The organism is Qipengyuania sp. SM2512, from assembly GCF_054954005.1.
Map to the genome: position 1 here is coordinate 1246800 of NZ_CM143134.1, position 13231 is coordinate 1260030.

Genomic DNA, 13231 nt, shown 5'->3' on the forward strand with positions numbered 1-13231 from the left:
GCCCGATCCGCGCCGCCGCCGTCTAGACGCCGTGATAGTCGCGGTACCAGCGCACGAATTGCGGCACGCCTTGGGCAATCGAGGTGGTTGGCTCATAGCCATGATCGTTTCGGATCGCTTCAATATCGGCATAGGTTCTCTCGACATCGCCCGGCTGCATCGGCAGCAGGATACGCTCCGCCTTGCGCCCGCATGCCTCCTCGAACAGCGCGATCACCTCGAGCAGATGTTCCGAGCGGTTGTTGCCGATGTTGTAGAGCGCATGCGGCTTGGTGCTGCCGCCAGCCTTGGGCGTGCCGTCGTCTGGAGGCGGTGAATCCAGACAGGCCAGCACGCCCGCGACGATATCGTCGATATAGGTGAAGTCGCGGTACATATCGCCGTGGTTGAAGACCTTGATCGGCCGTCCCTCGAGGATCGCGCTGGTGAACAGCCACGGGGCCATGTCTGGGCGGCCCCAGGGGCCATAGACCGTGAAGAAGCGCAACCCGGTCAGCGGGATGCGGTAAAGATGCGCATAGGTCTCGCTCATCAGCTCGTCGGCGCGCTTGGTCGCGGCATAGAGCGAGACCGGGTGATCCGCGCGATCCTCGACCGAGAACGGCAGCTTGGCATTGCCGCCATAGACCGAGGAGGAGCTGGCGTAGACCATATGCTCGACCTTGCGGTGGCGCGCCACTTCGAGCAATTCGAGATGACCGGCGATGTTCGAATGGGCATAGGCGCGCGGATTTTCGAGCGAATAGCGCACGCCCGGCTGCGCACCCAGGTGGACGATGCGGTCGAACTCTTTGCCCTCCAGGGCCGCGCCAAGCGCAGCCGGATCGGCGAAATCCACCCCGAGAAAATCGAACGCCCCATCAGCTGCAATGCGCGCCCGCTCGAGCCGTGCGCGTTTGAGCGCCAGCGAATAATAATCGTTGCAATTGTCGATCCCGAGCACCGCGTCGCCGCGCGCCATCAGCGCCATCGAGACGGCGTTACCGATGAACCCGGCCGCTCCGGTGACTAGAACCCGCATCGCACTCTCCGCCCGAAACTTCTCTGCGTCAGTCCGCTCAACTCATCGCGCGCAGACAGCCGATCGCAATCTGGCCGCGTTCACTGGGTTCGGGGATTTCTTCGGCCCGCTGCAGGCGATCTGCCGCGATATCGGCGGTGGATTTGTTTTCCGCAGAGCCGAGTTGCTGCACCTGGTTGTTGTACACCGTGCGGACCTGATCGATTGCGTTGATCATCGCCGTGTCGAGCTGGCCGCTTTCGGACAGTTGCGCATACACCGATTCCAGCGCGATACTGCAAGTCTGGGCGCGGTCGTAAGCGCTCGTTTCAGCCGACAGCGCCTGAACGTTGCCGATCGACAGCGCCAATGCCGCCCGCTTGTCCTCTTCGCTGAATTCGCGCGCCCGATCCGGCGTTTCGCCTGGTGCAGGCGCCGGTTCCCCGGAGCTGCATGCCGCAAGCAGCAGCGAAACGGACATCACCAAGATTGCAGGAAGGCGAGGGCGCGAGGTTCTCAAATGGAGCATGGGCCTACTAATGCCACAATTGGATTTGCGCAAAACATCAAATCGCCCGCTCGCACCGGCCCTTCGAACACAGGCCTAGCGCTGCGGACGTCGGCTCCATCCATTTGACACGCCGATGTTTTCTCCGCGCCCTCGGATCGCGGCCAATGCATGCTGCGCGGGTCCCGCCGACCGAGCTGTTGGCAGGCATTCTCTCTAGGCGAGGAGCCCGAACCGCTGCTGTCGAGCAGCGGCATCTTTTCTTTACGTTCGCAAACCCCCCTCTTATAAGGCGCCATCTTGCCGTCGAACCGGACCTTTCATCTCAAAATGCGTAATTTTTTCCTTTGCATATCGGCCGGTGTTGGCCTGGTCGGCTGCGCTGGGCAGCCGCCCATTCAATCGACTGCCGATCTGACCGTCATCGAAGACAGCATGACGCTTCCGGCACCCGGTCGCACCGATCTGGCCGCAGCCGACCGAGTTGCGCTGATCGGCCCGCTCGATACGATCACGGTGCGCGTCTTCGGCATTCCCGAGCTCGGCGGGCAAATGCAGGTCGATACCAGCGGCCGGATCGCCATGCCGCTGATCGGGGCGGTCGATGCCGGAGGCAAGACCGCGGCCGAGCTTGCCCGCGACATCGAAGTCGCGCTGGCTCAGAATTTCGTTCGCGATCCCGATGTGACGATCAACATCAACAGTTCGGTCAGCCAGGTTGTTACCGTCGATGGGCAGGTCGTGGAGCCAGGTCTCTATCCGGTAACCAACCAGATGACCTTACTGCGCGCGGTAGCCTCGGCCCGCGGTCTGACCGAGTTCGCCAAGGAAGAGGATGTCGTCATTCTTCGCACCGTCGATGGTCAGCGGCTTGCGGGCCTCTACAACATCGGCGCCATCCGCCGCGGTCTCTATGCAGATCCGGAGATTTACGCCAACGATCTGATCGTGGTCGGTGATAGCCCGCAGCGGCGCCTGTTCCGCGACTTCATCGGTGTTGCCCCGCTTCTTGCCGCACCGGTCATAGCAATTTTACAGCGTTAGATCCGTCAAAATTATGAACACCTTTGCAAGCAGCCCCGACGAGCGGCGCTCCGATCGAAACCCTGAGGCGAGTGCCCCCTACAATTCGGCAATCGCGCTGGAGGAGCCTTCTATCCTCCAGCACTACATGCGCATTGCGCTGCGCTGGCGCTGGGTCATTCTTGGGGCGACCATAGCCGTGATGGCGCTCGGGCTCGTCGTCACCTTGCTGATGACCCCGCAGTATACCGCCGCCTCGACGATCGAGATTCTGCGGGAATCCGACCAGGTTACGAGTTTCGAAGGTGTCGAACGCGAAACCAGCGTTGCGGATCAGGAGTTCTATCAGACCCAATACGGCCTCTTGCGCGCTCGAACGCTTGCCGAACGGGTGGCTACCGAACTGAACCTGGTCGACGATCCCGATTTTTACGAAATGTTCGGCGCCGCGGAAGAAGGCGAGGCAGCCTTTGCGATCAATAACGGTCGTTTCCCGGCGCAGGGACGGGCGCAGCGTCTGCGGATCGCGGGCGAAGTCCTGCTGGACCATGTCAGCATCGAGCCGACCCGTCTGTCTCGGCTGGTGGATATTCGCTTCACCAGTCCGGATCCCGCATTCTCCGCCAGCGTGGCCAATGCCTGGGCGGAAAACTTCATCGAATCCAATCTGGAGCGCAAGCTTCAGTCGACCTCCTACGGCCGCGACGCACTTCAGCGCCAGCTCACCGATTACAAGCAGCGGCTCGACGAATCCCAGCGCCAGTTGGTCACCTACGCCTCGAACCAGGAGATCATCAATCTCCCGGCTACCAGCGAAGGCGCGCAAGAGCGCCCGATCGTGGCGGACAATCTTGCCGCTCTCAATTCGGCGTTGAGCGAGGCGATTGCCGATCGCATCGCTGCCGAATCGCGCTTCCGCCAGGCCGGCAGCGCGGGCGGCACCGCCGCAGCCCTGCAAAACACCGCGATCAACAATTTGCGCCAGCGGCGGGCCGAATTGGCGGCGGAATATCAGCAATTGATGGTTCGGTTCGAACCGGGCTATCCTGAAGCGCAGGCGATCGAACAGCAGATCGATGCGCTGGACAGCGCGATCACGCGCGAGGAATCGCGCGTATCTGGCTCGGTGCAGGCCGAATATCGCCAGGCGGTCCAGCGCGAAAGCGCACTCGAGACGCGGGTAAACGCTCTGAAGGAAGAGTATCTCGACCTGCGTCGGCGCTCGATCCAGTACAATATTTTCGAGCAGGAAGTGGACACCAACCAGGCTCTCTACGACGGCCTTCTCCAGCGATTCGAGGAGATCGGCATCGCCGGCGGCGTCGGGGTCAACAATATCGCGATCGTCGATCTGGCCGATATCCCGCAAATTCCGTCGAGCCCGCGCCTGGTCCTCAACATGCTTATCGCGCTTCTGGGCGGCTTGCTGATCGGGGTGGCGATCGCCCTGGGTCTCGAGCAGCTGGACGAGTCCATCGGCGACCCGACCGAATTGCAGCGCCGTCTCGGTCTGCCGCTGCTCGGTTCGGTGCCGAAGGTCGAGGAAGAGACCCCCCTGGAAGCGCTGACCGATCGCAAATCCGAACTGGTCGACGCCTATCTGGCGGTTCAGACGAATCTCGGTTTCACGACCGAGCATGGCATTCCACGCGCATTTTCGGTGACGTCCACGCGTCCTGGCGAAGGAAAGTCCACGACCGCGTTGGCACTTGCCACGATCCTGTCGCGCCAGGGGCGCAAGGTCATCTTGGTGGACGGCGACATGCGCTCGCCGTCGGTGCACCAGTTGGCCGGCGTCGACCACGACCGCGGATTGAGCAATTTCCTCACCGGCGAAGATGCGCTCGACAGCCTGATCTTCCGGATAGAGGACCTTGGCGTGGATGCGATGACTTCCGGCCCCATCCCGCCCAATGCGGCCGAACTGCTCACCGGCAACCGCCTTTCCCAGATGGTCGAGCGGCTGCTGGTCACCTACGATCACGTCGTGGTCGACAGCCCTCCGGTCCTCGGCCTCGCCGATGCGCCGCTGATCGGCTCGCAGATGGAAGGCGTCATCTATGCGGTCGAATCCCACGGAATTCGGACCACCCAGGTGAAGACCGCGCTCGGACGTTTGGTCAGTGCTCGGGTCAAGGTGTTCGGGGGGATCGTCACCAAATTCGACGCCCGCAAAGCGCACTTCGGCTATGATTACGATTATGGCTACGGTTACGGGCGAGACGCGAAAACAGCGTCAGCCTGATGCCGAAGCGAAGCCGCCGCTCCGTCTCCCGTCGCACGGCACCGCGTCGCTCGCTGCGCAGTTGGATGGGGCGCGGCGCGCTCGCGCTGGGCGCCGTTACGCTCGGCCTGGTCAGCGTTGCCGATTCTTTCGCGCGGCTGGTTGAAAAAGTAGACCCCGCGCGCGCTGCGATGCTCGCTCCAGGCAACGGGGTCATTCTTGCCGCGAGCGCCCAGCAGGCGTTCACCATGGCACCGAGCGAGGCTGCGGATTCGAACGCGGCCCGCCTGGCGCGCCTTGCGCTGCGCCAAGATCCGACCGCCGTCGAAGCGCTCAATGTGCTCGGGCTGCAGGCGCAATTGCGGGGAGAAACCGAGCGGGCAAGGGAGATTTTCCAATATTCGCTGCGGCTTTCGCGGCGCGAACTTCGGCCGCAAATCTGGGCGATCGAGGAAGCGGTCAATCGCGGAGATATCGCCGCCGCCTTGCGCAGCTACGACATTGCACTGCGCACCTCCAAGGAAGCGCCGAACCTGCTCTTGCCCAATCTGGTCTCGGCCTTGGCTGAACCGAAGGTGCGGGCTGGCCTCCTGCCGATAATGGCCAGCGATCCTGTCTGGGCCAATAGCTTTCTGCAGCGGGTCGCCACCAGCGGGATTGCTCCGGTGGCCGGACTGGCCTTTTTCCGCGAAGGCGAAGCGGTGGATCTGCCCGTCAACGATGATCTGCGGGCAGCCTTGGTCAATGCACTGCTTGCCCAGGGAGAAATCCAACCGGCTTGGAGCTATTATTCCGAATTCCGCCGCGATGCGGTGCGCAACCGCTCGCGCGACCCGGATTTTGCCCTGAATGCTGATATCCGGGCCGTTTTCGACTGGATGCCAAGCGCCCAGTCGGGGGTTTCCGCCGCCATTCTGCAAGAGGGTGAGGGCGGAATCCTCGATTTCTCGCTGCCCCCTTCAACCGGAGGCACGCTGGTGCAGCAAACCCAGCTGCTTCCGCCGGGTACGTACCGGATCTCGGGACGCAGCCGGGGCATCGAGCAATCCGAACGGTCGCGTCCCTATTGGGCGCTGCTCTGTCAAGACGGGCGCGAGCTTGGACGCGTCGAGGTCCCCAATTCGGACATCGAGAATGGCGCATTCGGGGGGCAAGTCAGCGTTCCGGGCGATTGCGCCGTGCAAATCCTGTCCTTGATCGCGCGCGCATCGGATGACATCACCGGCGTGTCGGGCCAGATCGAACGGGCAGCGCTCGTTCCGTCAGGAGAAGTACGATGATGCGTGCAAGACCAGACAGATGGGTGTTGCTGGGCGCGGCGGCGGTGCTGGCCGGGGTCCCAGTGCCGGCCTCAGCGCAGGAAATCCCGCCGCAGGATCCCACCGAGGAAGCGGAGGAGATCGACCAGGCGGAAACCCAGAACGAGGGACTGCAACGGACCGCCCGCACCGCAGAGACCGGCATTGGCGAGGTCGGCCAGCGCCAAACCGTGCGCGACGGCCCGGCGATTCAGGAGCCGCTGGGCCGCATCGATTCGCGGATCAACAATCGGATTCAGAATCGCATCCGCAACCGCATCGACCGCAATTACGATCCCACTGCGAATGCGACATCGCCCTACGAAATAGCCGATCGCCAGACGCGCGCGGCGCAAGACCGGCCTCGATAGAGGCGCAGCCCGGGTGACGGGAATCGGGGCTTGCTCGATGGCGATCCGGTCAGTTCAATCCAGCGCGATATCCGGCGCGTCTTCCTGCTTCATTCCCACCACGTGATAGCCGCCGTCGACATGGTGGACCTCGCCGGTGACACCCGATGACAGGTCTGACAGGAAGTAGAGCCCCGACCCGCCGACATCGTCGATCGTGACGTTCCGGCGCATCGGCGAATTGAGCTCGTTCCAGCGCAGGATGTAACGGAAGTCGCCGATTCCGCTGGCGGCCAGCGTCTTGATCGGACCCGCGCTGATGGCGTTGACGCGGATGTTCTCGGGGCCGAGATCGTTGGCGAGGTATTGTACGCTCGATTCCAGCGCCGCCTTGGCGACCCCCATGACGTTGTAATGCGGGATGACCTTCTCGGCGCCGTAATAGGTCAAGGTCAGGATCGAGCCGCCCGAGGGCATCATGGCGCGCGCCCGCTTGGCGACCGCCACCAGCGAATAGGCGGAGATGTTCATCGTCATCAGGAAGTTGTCGAGACTGGTGTCGACGTAGAGGCCGCGCAGCTCGTTCTTGTCCGAGAAGCCGATCGCGTGGACCACGAAATCGATCGTCTCCCAGCGTGATCGGAGCGCGGCGAAGGCCTCGTCGAGCGCGTCCATGTCGGAGACGTCGCATTCGAAGACGAAATCGCTGTCCAATTGCGCGGCAAGCGGGCCGACACGCTTCTTCAGCGCCTCGCCCTGATAGGAGAAGGCCAGTTCGGCGCCCTGTTCGCGCAGCTTCTTGGCGATGCCCCAGGCCAGCGACTTGTCGTTGGCGAGGCCCATGATCAGCCCCCGTTTGCCTGCCATCAATCCGCTCATTCGGCATTCCCTTCGGTGTTCGTTTCGTGGTGTTGCGTGCCCGGTTCGTCCGCGGCGAGCGCGTGGCGTTCTTCCTCGGGGGTTTCGGCCAGAGCGGCGTTGAGTTCGGCGCCGAGCACCACGCCCAGCCCCACCAGCCAGAAGAAGAACAGCGCGATCATGATCCCGGCAAGGCTGCCATAGGTGAGATCGTAGGTGAAGAAACTGCGCAACACGATCGGCATCAGGACCGCGACCAGGATCCACCACACCGTCGTCAGCAGCACGCCGGGCCATTTGGGGTAGCGGTTGTCGCGGTATTGCGAAGGCGTGAGCGTGTAGAAGATCAGGTAGAGCGATCCGAACAGCCCGAGCGCGGGGACGATCCGGGTCAGCCGCAGATCGTTGACCCGGTCGACCAGCTGCGGGAAATAGGCCTGGATCACCTCCTGCGCGGCGCCGATCAGGAACTGCGCGATGAGCGAGAGCATCAGCAGAACGACCGCGCCGACGATCACCCCGGCTGAAAGCAGACGGTATTTCCAGAAGGCGTACATCATCTTGGTGCCATAGGCGCGGCGCAGGATGTCGCGGATGGTTTCGACCAAGCTGCCCACGGTCCACAGCGCGACCAGCGCGCCGGCCCACAGCAGCCAGCCGCTGCGCGCCGAGATCACGTCGCGCGCCACCGGTTCGATGACATTGCCCACCACCGGCGGAAGCGCGATCAGCACGGCGTTGATGCTGGCGGCGCGGTCGCTTTCCTCGCCGACCAGCGAGAACAGCGCGGCGCCCAGAATGAAGAACGGAAAGATCGAGAAGATCGCCAGATAGGCGAGATTGCCGGCGTGGATGAAGCCGTCGTTGAAGGTGCCGACGGCAGTGCGTTTCATCACCTCCCAGGCCTTGGTCCCCGGACCCAGCTGGCGGACCATGCGCCCGTGCAACCCGTGCGCCTGTTGTCGCCGCGCCTCGGGCGAGAGCGACTCGACCGGGCGCTCCTTGATTTCGGGCGAACTCTCCGGCGCGGCATCCCGCGCAGCCTTCAGCAAAGGGTGCGGAGCCAAGGGCTAGACTCCCAGCTTCGCTCTGGGATCGCTGTCGTCCTTCCACCCTTCGAGCCGTTCGGCGAGCGGGCCGAGATCCTCGGGCAATTGGATTTCGAGAGTGACCAGCTGGTCGCCGCGGCCCCCGGCCTTGCGCGAGAAGCCCTTGCCCTTGAGCCGCAGCACGGTGCCGCCGTCGGTCCCCGGCTTGATGGTCATCATCACCGGTCCATCGACGGTGGGAACGCGCACCTTGCCGCCGCCGACCGCCTCGTCGAGCGTGATCGGGAGGTCGAGGCGAACATCGTCGCCTTCGCGGCGAAACACATGATGTCTGTCGATCTCGATCGTCACCAGCCCGTCGCCCGCGCCGCCGGGGCCCTGCTCGCCCTTGCCCTTGAGCCGCATCTGGGTGCCGCTTTCCACGCCCTTGGGCAGCTTGAGATCGATGGTCTTGCCGTCGGAGAGGGTAATGCGCTGATCCTTGAGCGCGGCGGCCTCGACGAAGGGCACGCGCAGGCGATAGCCGATATCCGCACCCTTGCTCGGAGGCGCCTGCGGACCGCGCCGCGCGCCCCCGCCGAAACCCGCGCCGGTGGTTCGTCCGCCACCGAACAGGCCTTCGAACAGATCGCTCAAATCGACGTCCTCGGTGCCGCCGCGCTGGAAATCCTCGGGCCGGTATCCGCCCTGGCCGCGCGACTGGCCGCGCGAGCCGAAACCGCCCCCGCCGCCTGCGAAGGGATGGGTCGGATTGCCCTCCATATCGATCTCGCCGCGGTCGTATTGCGCGCGCTTGGCCTTGTCCGACAGCAGATCATAGGCCCTGGTCGCTTCGGAAAAGCGTTCGGTGGCATTGGGATTGCTGGTGTTGCGGTCGGGGTGAAGCTCCTTGGCGAGCGTGCGATAGGCGCTCTTGATGTCCTTTTCGGACGCGGTGCGGGGTACGCCAAGGGTGGAATAGGGATCGGCCATGGCGTGTTAGCTAGGTGGAGCAGTGTCCGAGGGCAAGCACGATGGCTTTGCCAATGCGGGCGAGGGCGTTAGGGCGTCGTCCCATGGACAACAAAAGCGCCATTCCGCAAAGCGATCCTATCGATCTGTTCGAGACCTGGTTCGCCGAAGCCCGCGCGAGCGAGCCCAATGATTCGAACGCGATGGCGCTCGCCACCGCGACTCCCTCGGGTGCGCCCTCGCTCAGGATGGTGCTGCTCAAGGGGCATGGGCCGGGCGGCTTCACCTTCTTCACCAATGCGCAGAGCCGCAAGGGCGAGGAAATCCGCGCCAACATGCAGGCGGCGCTGCTGTTCCACTGGAAGAGCCTGCGCCGCCAGATCCGGATCGAGGGGCCGCTCGAGGAAGTGAGCGCCGCCGAGGCGGATGCCTATTTCCATTCGCGCCCGCGGGTGTCGCAAATCGGCTCGGCGGCTTCGGATCAGTCGCGGCCGTTGGCCGAACGAGCGACCTATTTCGCGCGGGTCGAGGCGCTTGCCGAGCAATATCCCGAGGGCGATATCCCCCGCCCCGCCCATTGGACCGGATTCCGCCTCGCCCCGCAGCGAATCGAGTTCTGGCTCGACCGCCCCAACCGCCTGCACGACCGCCGCCTGTTCGCCCGTGCGGGCGAGGGGTGGACGGACACGCTGCTTTATCCATGAAGCGCTCCACGCTCGCCCGCTCCGCCGCCGTCGCCTCGATCACGGTCGCCTTGCTGCTGGTGACGCTCAAGACCTGGGCGAGCTGGCGCACCGGTTCGACCGCCATGCTCGGCAGCCTCGCCGATTCGGCGCTCGACCTGGTCGCCAGCCTCGCGACGCTGGTGGGGGTATGGTTCGCCGCGCAGCCCGCCGACCGCGAACATCGCTTCGGGCACGGCAAGGCCGAGGCGCTGGCGGCGATGGTGCAGGTGGTGCTGATCGCCATATCCGCCACCGCGATCATCTTCCGCGCGGCGATGCGGCTGGTCGAAGGCGGCGAGACCGCGGCCGCGCCCGAAGGCATCGCGGTTTCGACTATCGCCATCGTCGCCACCTTTGCGCTGCTCGCCTGGCAGCGAGTGGTGATCGCGCGCACCGGCTCGGTCGCGATCCATGCCGATCATGTTCATTACCAGTCCGACTTGCTGCTCAACCTCGCGGTGATCGCGGCGCTGGTGCTCGACCAATATGCCGGCTTCGGGCTCGCCGATCCGCTGTTCGGCCTCGCCATCGGTGCCTGGCTGCTGTGGGGCGCCTGGTCGGCGGCCTCGACCGCGGTGGATCAATTGCTCGACCGCGAATGGCCCGACGAGAAACGCGAGGCCTTCGTCGCGGCTGCGGCGCGCCATCCCGAGCTCTCGAACCTGCACGATCTGCGCACCCGCACCAGCGGGACGCAGGATTTCGTCCAGTTCCACGTCGATCTGCCCGGCAGCATGACGGTCGAGCAGGCGCATGACGTGATCGAGCGGGTCGAGGCGGATCTGTGCGGGCGGTTTCCGGAAATGGAGCTGCTGATCCATATCGACCCGCAGGGCCATATCGACGAGCCGAACAATCCGCTGGTCGAGGAAAACGAATTCGATCGCCTCGGAGGAGCCACCCCATGACCAAGCTGCCCTATTGGCATGTCGATGCGTTCGCCGACCGCCCCTTCGCGGGCAATCAGGCTGCAGTGATGCCGCTCGAGAGCTGGCTCCCCGACGCGGTGCTCCACGCGATCGCCGAGGAGAACAATTTCGCCGAGACCGCCTTCGTGGTGCGCGACGAGAGCGGCGCGGCAGACTGGGAATTGCGCTGGTTCACCCCCACCAGCGAGGTGAAGCTGTGCGGCCATGCGACGCTGGCGAGCGGGCATGTGCTGCTCACGCGCGACGGGGGGGAGGCGGTGAGCTTCCGCACGCGCCATGCGGGCCTGCTCCATGTCCGGCGGCAGGGCGAGGGCTACGAGCTGTCGCTGCCCACCAGCCGGGTCGAGGAACTCCCCGTGCCGGGGCTGCTCGAGGCGCTCGGGATCGACGCGCCGATCTACGACACGGTCGAAGGCACAGAGGAGACCTCGATCGTCCTGCTGGAATCCGAGGCGCAACTGCGCGCAATGGCACCGGACATGCGCGCGCTCGAACAGATCGACCGCATGGCGATCTGCACCGCACCGGGCGACACCGTCGATGTCGTAAGCCGGGTGTTCGTCCCCGCCTGGGGCGTGCCCGAGGACAGCGTAACCGGCTCGGCCCACGCGGTGCTCGCGCCCTTCTGGGCGGAGCGGCTGGGGCGGACGAGCTTCACCGCGCATCAGGCCTCGCAGCGCGGCGGCGATCTCACTTGCCGGCTCGAGGGCGACCGCGTCTGGCTCGGTGGCCCCTGCGTGACTGTGGTCGAGGGGACCTTCTACCTCCCGGACTGACGCCGGGTACCATCCCGGTTCAGCTCTGCGGATAGAGCTCCAGCACATCCGCTGCCTGCTGCAGCATCGCCCGGCGCTGCGGGGCGTCCGAATGGCCCAGCCGCACCAGCGTCACCCGCTGGCTGGGCGAGACCAGCGCATATTGGCCCATATGGCCGATCATCGCGAACAGGCTTTCGGGCGCGCGCTCGGGGATCAGCGGGTGGTCGGCCTCTCCGGTCGGGCGGTTGAGCCAGGTCTGATAGCCGTAATGCGGCGATTTGGGGCTGGGGGTGACCATCTGCTCGATCCACTGGCGTGGGACCAGCTGCGCGCCGCGATAGGAGCCCTTGTTGCGCAGGAAATCGGCGAACCGCGCCCAGTCGCGCGCGGTCGCATGGATCAGGCTGCCGCCGATCAGCGTGCCGCTGGCGTCGAATTCGGGCACCACCGAACTCATGCCGAGCGGTTCGAACAGCCGCGCATGGAGATAATCCGCCACCGCCTGTCGCCGGTCCTCCGGATCCTCGCTGTCCGTCAGCGTGCGGGCGGCGATGTCGGCCAGGATGACGGTGGTGTTGGAGGAATATTCGAAGCGCTCGCCCGGTTCGGCCTCGAGCGGCTGCTCCTCGGCCCAGCCCGCCATATCGTCGCGTCCGTCGAGGAACAGCATCCGCACCTCGCTCGATTCGACCGGCACCGGGCCGGCCTCGGTATGATCGAGCCCGCTGCGCATCTGGAGCAGGTGGCGCAGCGTGATCTCGCTGCGCGCATCGCCCGGGCGCTGCCAGGCGGGCACCGGCGCGGGGGCGCCGAGCTCGAGCCGCCCGTCGGCGACAAGCATGCCGATCATGACTGCGGTCACGGTCTTGGCCATCGACCAGCTAATGAAGCGGGTGTCGGCGTCATAACCCGGGGCGTAGCGCTCGGCGGCGATTTCGCCCCCGTGCAGCAGCACCACCGCGCGGGTCTCGCCCAGCCCGTCGCGGGTGAACAGGTCGTCGATGGCGCGCGCCAGCGGGCGCCGCGCCGCGCCGGGGTCGTCCTTCACTGCGGCCAGCGCGGCTTCGGTCAGCGGCGGTTCCTGCACCGATGCGGTGTCGGAGCAGGACGCAAGGCTTGAGGCGCTGGCGAGGATGGCGATAAGGGGTGCGAGCCGCATGGTCATGCGGCGTAACTCGCATGGGGGTTCTCGGCTTGGCAACGTCAAAATCAACCCGGTCGAGATCGACCGCACGGTCGCGGCGCTGGCCCTGGGTGGTGCTCGCGCTCGCGGTGCTGCTGGGGATCGGCTGGTGGTATGTGCGCGACGGTGTCACCGGCAATGCCGCCGCCGGTACCGCCTATGCCGCGCGGGTCGGGTGTTCGTGCCGCTATGTCGCGGGCCGCAGCCTTGAGGATTGCTCCAAGGACAAGCTCGCCGGGATGGAGATGATCCGGCTGAGCGAAATCCCCGAAGACCAGAGCGTCACCGCCAGCGTGCCGCTGATCGCCAGCGAGACCGCGCGCTATCGCGAGGGCTTTGGCTGCGTGCTGGAGCCTTGGGAGGAATGATTCCGCA

The 13231-nt window shown here is 65.1% G+C and carries 14 protein-coding genes; 8 read left to right on the forward strand and 6 right to left on the reverse strand.

The features are described from left to right. Positions 1–22: 22 nt before the first annotated feature. Both ACQ5J0_RS06355 and ACQ5J0_RS06360 read right to left on the reverse strand, forming a co-directional pair. The gene (locus tag ACQ5J0_RS06355) at positions 23–1021 is read right to left on the reverse strand and encodes an NAD-dependent epimerase/dehydratase family protein (RefSeq protein WP_462569719.1); all 999 of its coding nucleotides are present in this window, start codon (positions 1019–1021) and stop codon (positions 23–25) included. Positions 1022–1058: 37 nt separating this feature from the next. Further along, complete coding sequence (locus tag ACQ5J0_RS06360; protein WP_462569720.1) at positions 1059–1481, reverse strand: hypothetical protein; 423 nt, start codon at positions 1479–1481, stop codon at positions 1059–1061. A gap of 327 nt (positions 1482–1808) precedes the next feature. On the opposite strand from ACQ5J0_RS06360, the gene ACQ5J0_RS06365 reads away from it, so the two are divergent. The 4 genes from ACQ5J0_RS06365 to ACQ5J0_RS06380 all read left to right on the forward strand — a co-directional run bounded on the left by ACQ5J0_RS06365 (position 1809) and on the right by ACQ5J0_RS06380 (position 6424). Then, a complete protein-coding gene (locus tag ACQ5J0_RS06365; RefSeq protein WP_462569721.1) occupies positions 1809–2552 on the forward strand; it encodes a polysaccharide biosynthesis/export family protein in 744 nt (247 codons plus the stop codon). Between the two features lie 13 nt (positions 2553–2565). After that, positions 2566–4776, forward strand: coding sequence for a GumC family protein (locus tag ACQ5J0_RS06370; RefSeq protein WP_462569722.1), 2211 nt, complete (start codon positions 2566–2568; stop codon positions 4774–4776). A gap of 65 nt (positions 4777–4841) precedes the next feature. Then, positions 4842–6035, forward strand: coding sequence for a hypothetical protein (locus ACQ5J0_RS06375; RefSeq protein ID WP_462569723.1), 1194 nt, complete (start codon positions 4842–4844; stop codon positions 6033–6035). Beyond that, positions 6032–6424: a hypothetical protein gene (locus ACQ5J0_RS06380; RefSeq protein ID WP_462569724.1), complete on the forward strand. Its 393-nt coding sequence runs from the start codon at positions 6032–6034 to the stop codon at positions 6422–6424. The genes ACQ5J0_RS06375 and ACQ5J0_RS06380 overlap by 4 nt, the downstream gene beginning before the upstream one ends. 54 nt (positions 6425–6478) lie before the next feature. On the opposite strand, the gene fabI is transcribed toward ACQ5J0_RS06380, so the two are convergent. The 3 genes from fabI to ACQ5J0_RS06395 form a co-directional block, all read right to left on the reverse strand. After that, positions 6479–7282 carry an enoyl-ACP reductase FabI gene (gene fabI, locus ACQ5J0_RS06385; protein ID WP_462569725.1) on the reverse strand — a complete coding sequence of 268 codons (804 nt, stop codon included), beginning with the start codon at positions 7280–7282 and terminating at the stop codon, positions 6479–6481. Beyond that, complete coding sequence (locus ACQ5J0_RS06390; RefSeq protein ID WP_462570069.1) at positions 7279–8196, reverse strand: YihY/virulence factor BrkB family protein; 918 nt, start codon at positions 8194–8196, stop codon at positions 7279–7281. The genes fabI and ACQ5J0_RS06390 overlap by 4 nt, the downstream gene beginning before the upstream one ends. Positions 8197–8331: 135 nt before the next feature. After that, a complete protein-coding gene (locus ACQ5J0_RS06395; protein WP_462569726.1) occupies positions 8332–9282 on the reverse strand; it encodes a DnaJ C-terminal domain-containing protein in 951 nt (316 codons plus the stop codon). 83 nt (positions 9283–9365) lie between these two features. Here ACQ5J0_RS06395 and pdxH point away from each other — a divergent pair, with 83 nt between their 5' ends. The 3 genes from pdxH to ACQ5J0_RS06410 are packed head-to-tail and all read left to right on the forward strand — an operon-like array spanning position 9366 to position 11691. Continuing rightward, on the forward strand, positions 9366–9965 hold the full coding sequence (gene pdxH, locus ACQ5J0_RS06400; protein ID WP_462569728.1) for a pyridoxamine 5'-phosphate oxidase: 600 nt from the start codon (positions 9366–9368) through the stop codon (positions 9963–9965). After that, entirely contained in the window at positions 9962–10894 is a 933-nt protein-coding gene (locus ACQ5J0_RS06405) for a cation diffusion facilitator family transporter (protein ID WP_462569729.1), read from the forward strand. The genes pdxH and ACQ5J0_RS06405 overlap by 4 nt, the downstream gene beginning before the upstream one ends. Then, on the forward strand, positions 10891–11691 hold the full coding sequence (locus ACQ5J0_RS06410) for a PhzF family phenazine biosynthesis protein (protein ID WP_462569730.1): 801 nt from the start codon (positions 10891–10893) through the stop codon (positions 11689–11691). The genes ACQ5J0_RS06405 and ACQ5J0_RS06410 overlap by 4 nt, the downstream gene beginning before the upstream one ends. Positions 11692–11710: 19 nt before the next feature. Here ACQ5J0_RS06410 and ACQ5J0_RS06415 read toward each other — a convergent pair whose 3' ends face one another. Then, on the reverse strand, positions 11711–12838 hold the full coding sequence (locus ACQ5J0_RS06415) for a serine hydrolase domain-containing protein (protein ID WP_462569732.1): 1128 nt from the start codon (positions 12836–12838) through the stop codon (positions 11711–11713). 89 nt (positions 12839–12927) lie between these two features. On the opposite strand from ACQ5J0_RS06415, the gene ACQ5J0_RS06420 reads away from it, so the two are divergent. Continuing rightward, positions 12928–13224, forward strand: a complete 297-nt coding sequence (locus ACQ5J0_RS06420; RefSeq protein ID WP_462569733.1) for a hypothetical protein — start codon at positions 12928–12930, stop codon at positions 13222–13224. Positions 13225–13231 lie beyond the last annotated feature (7 nt).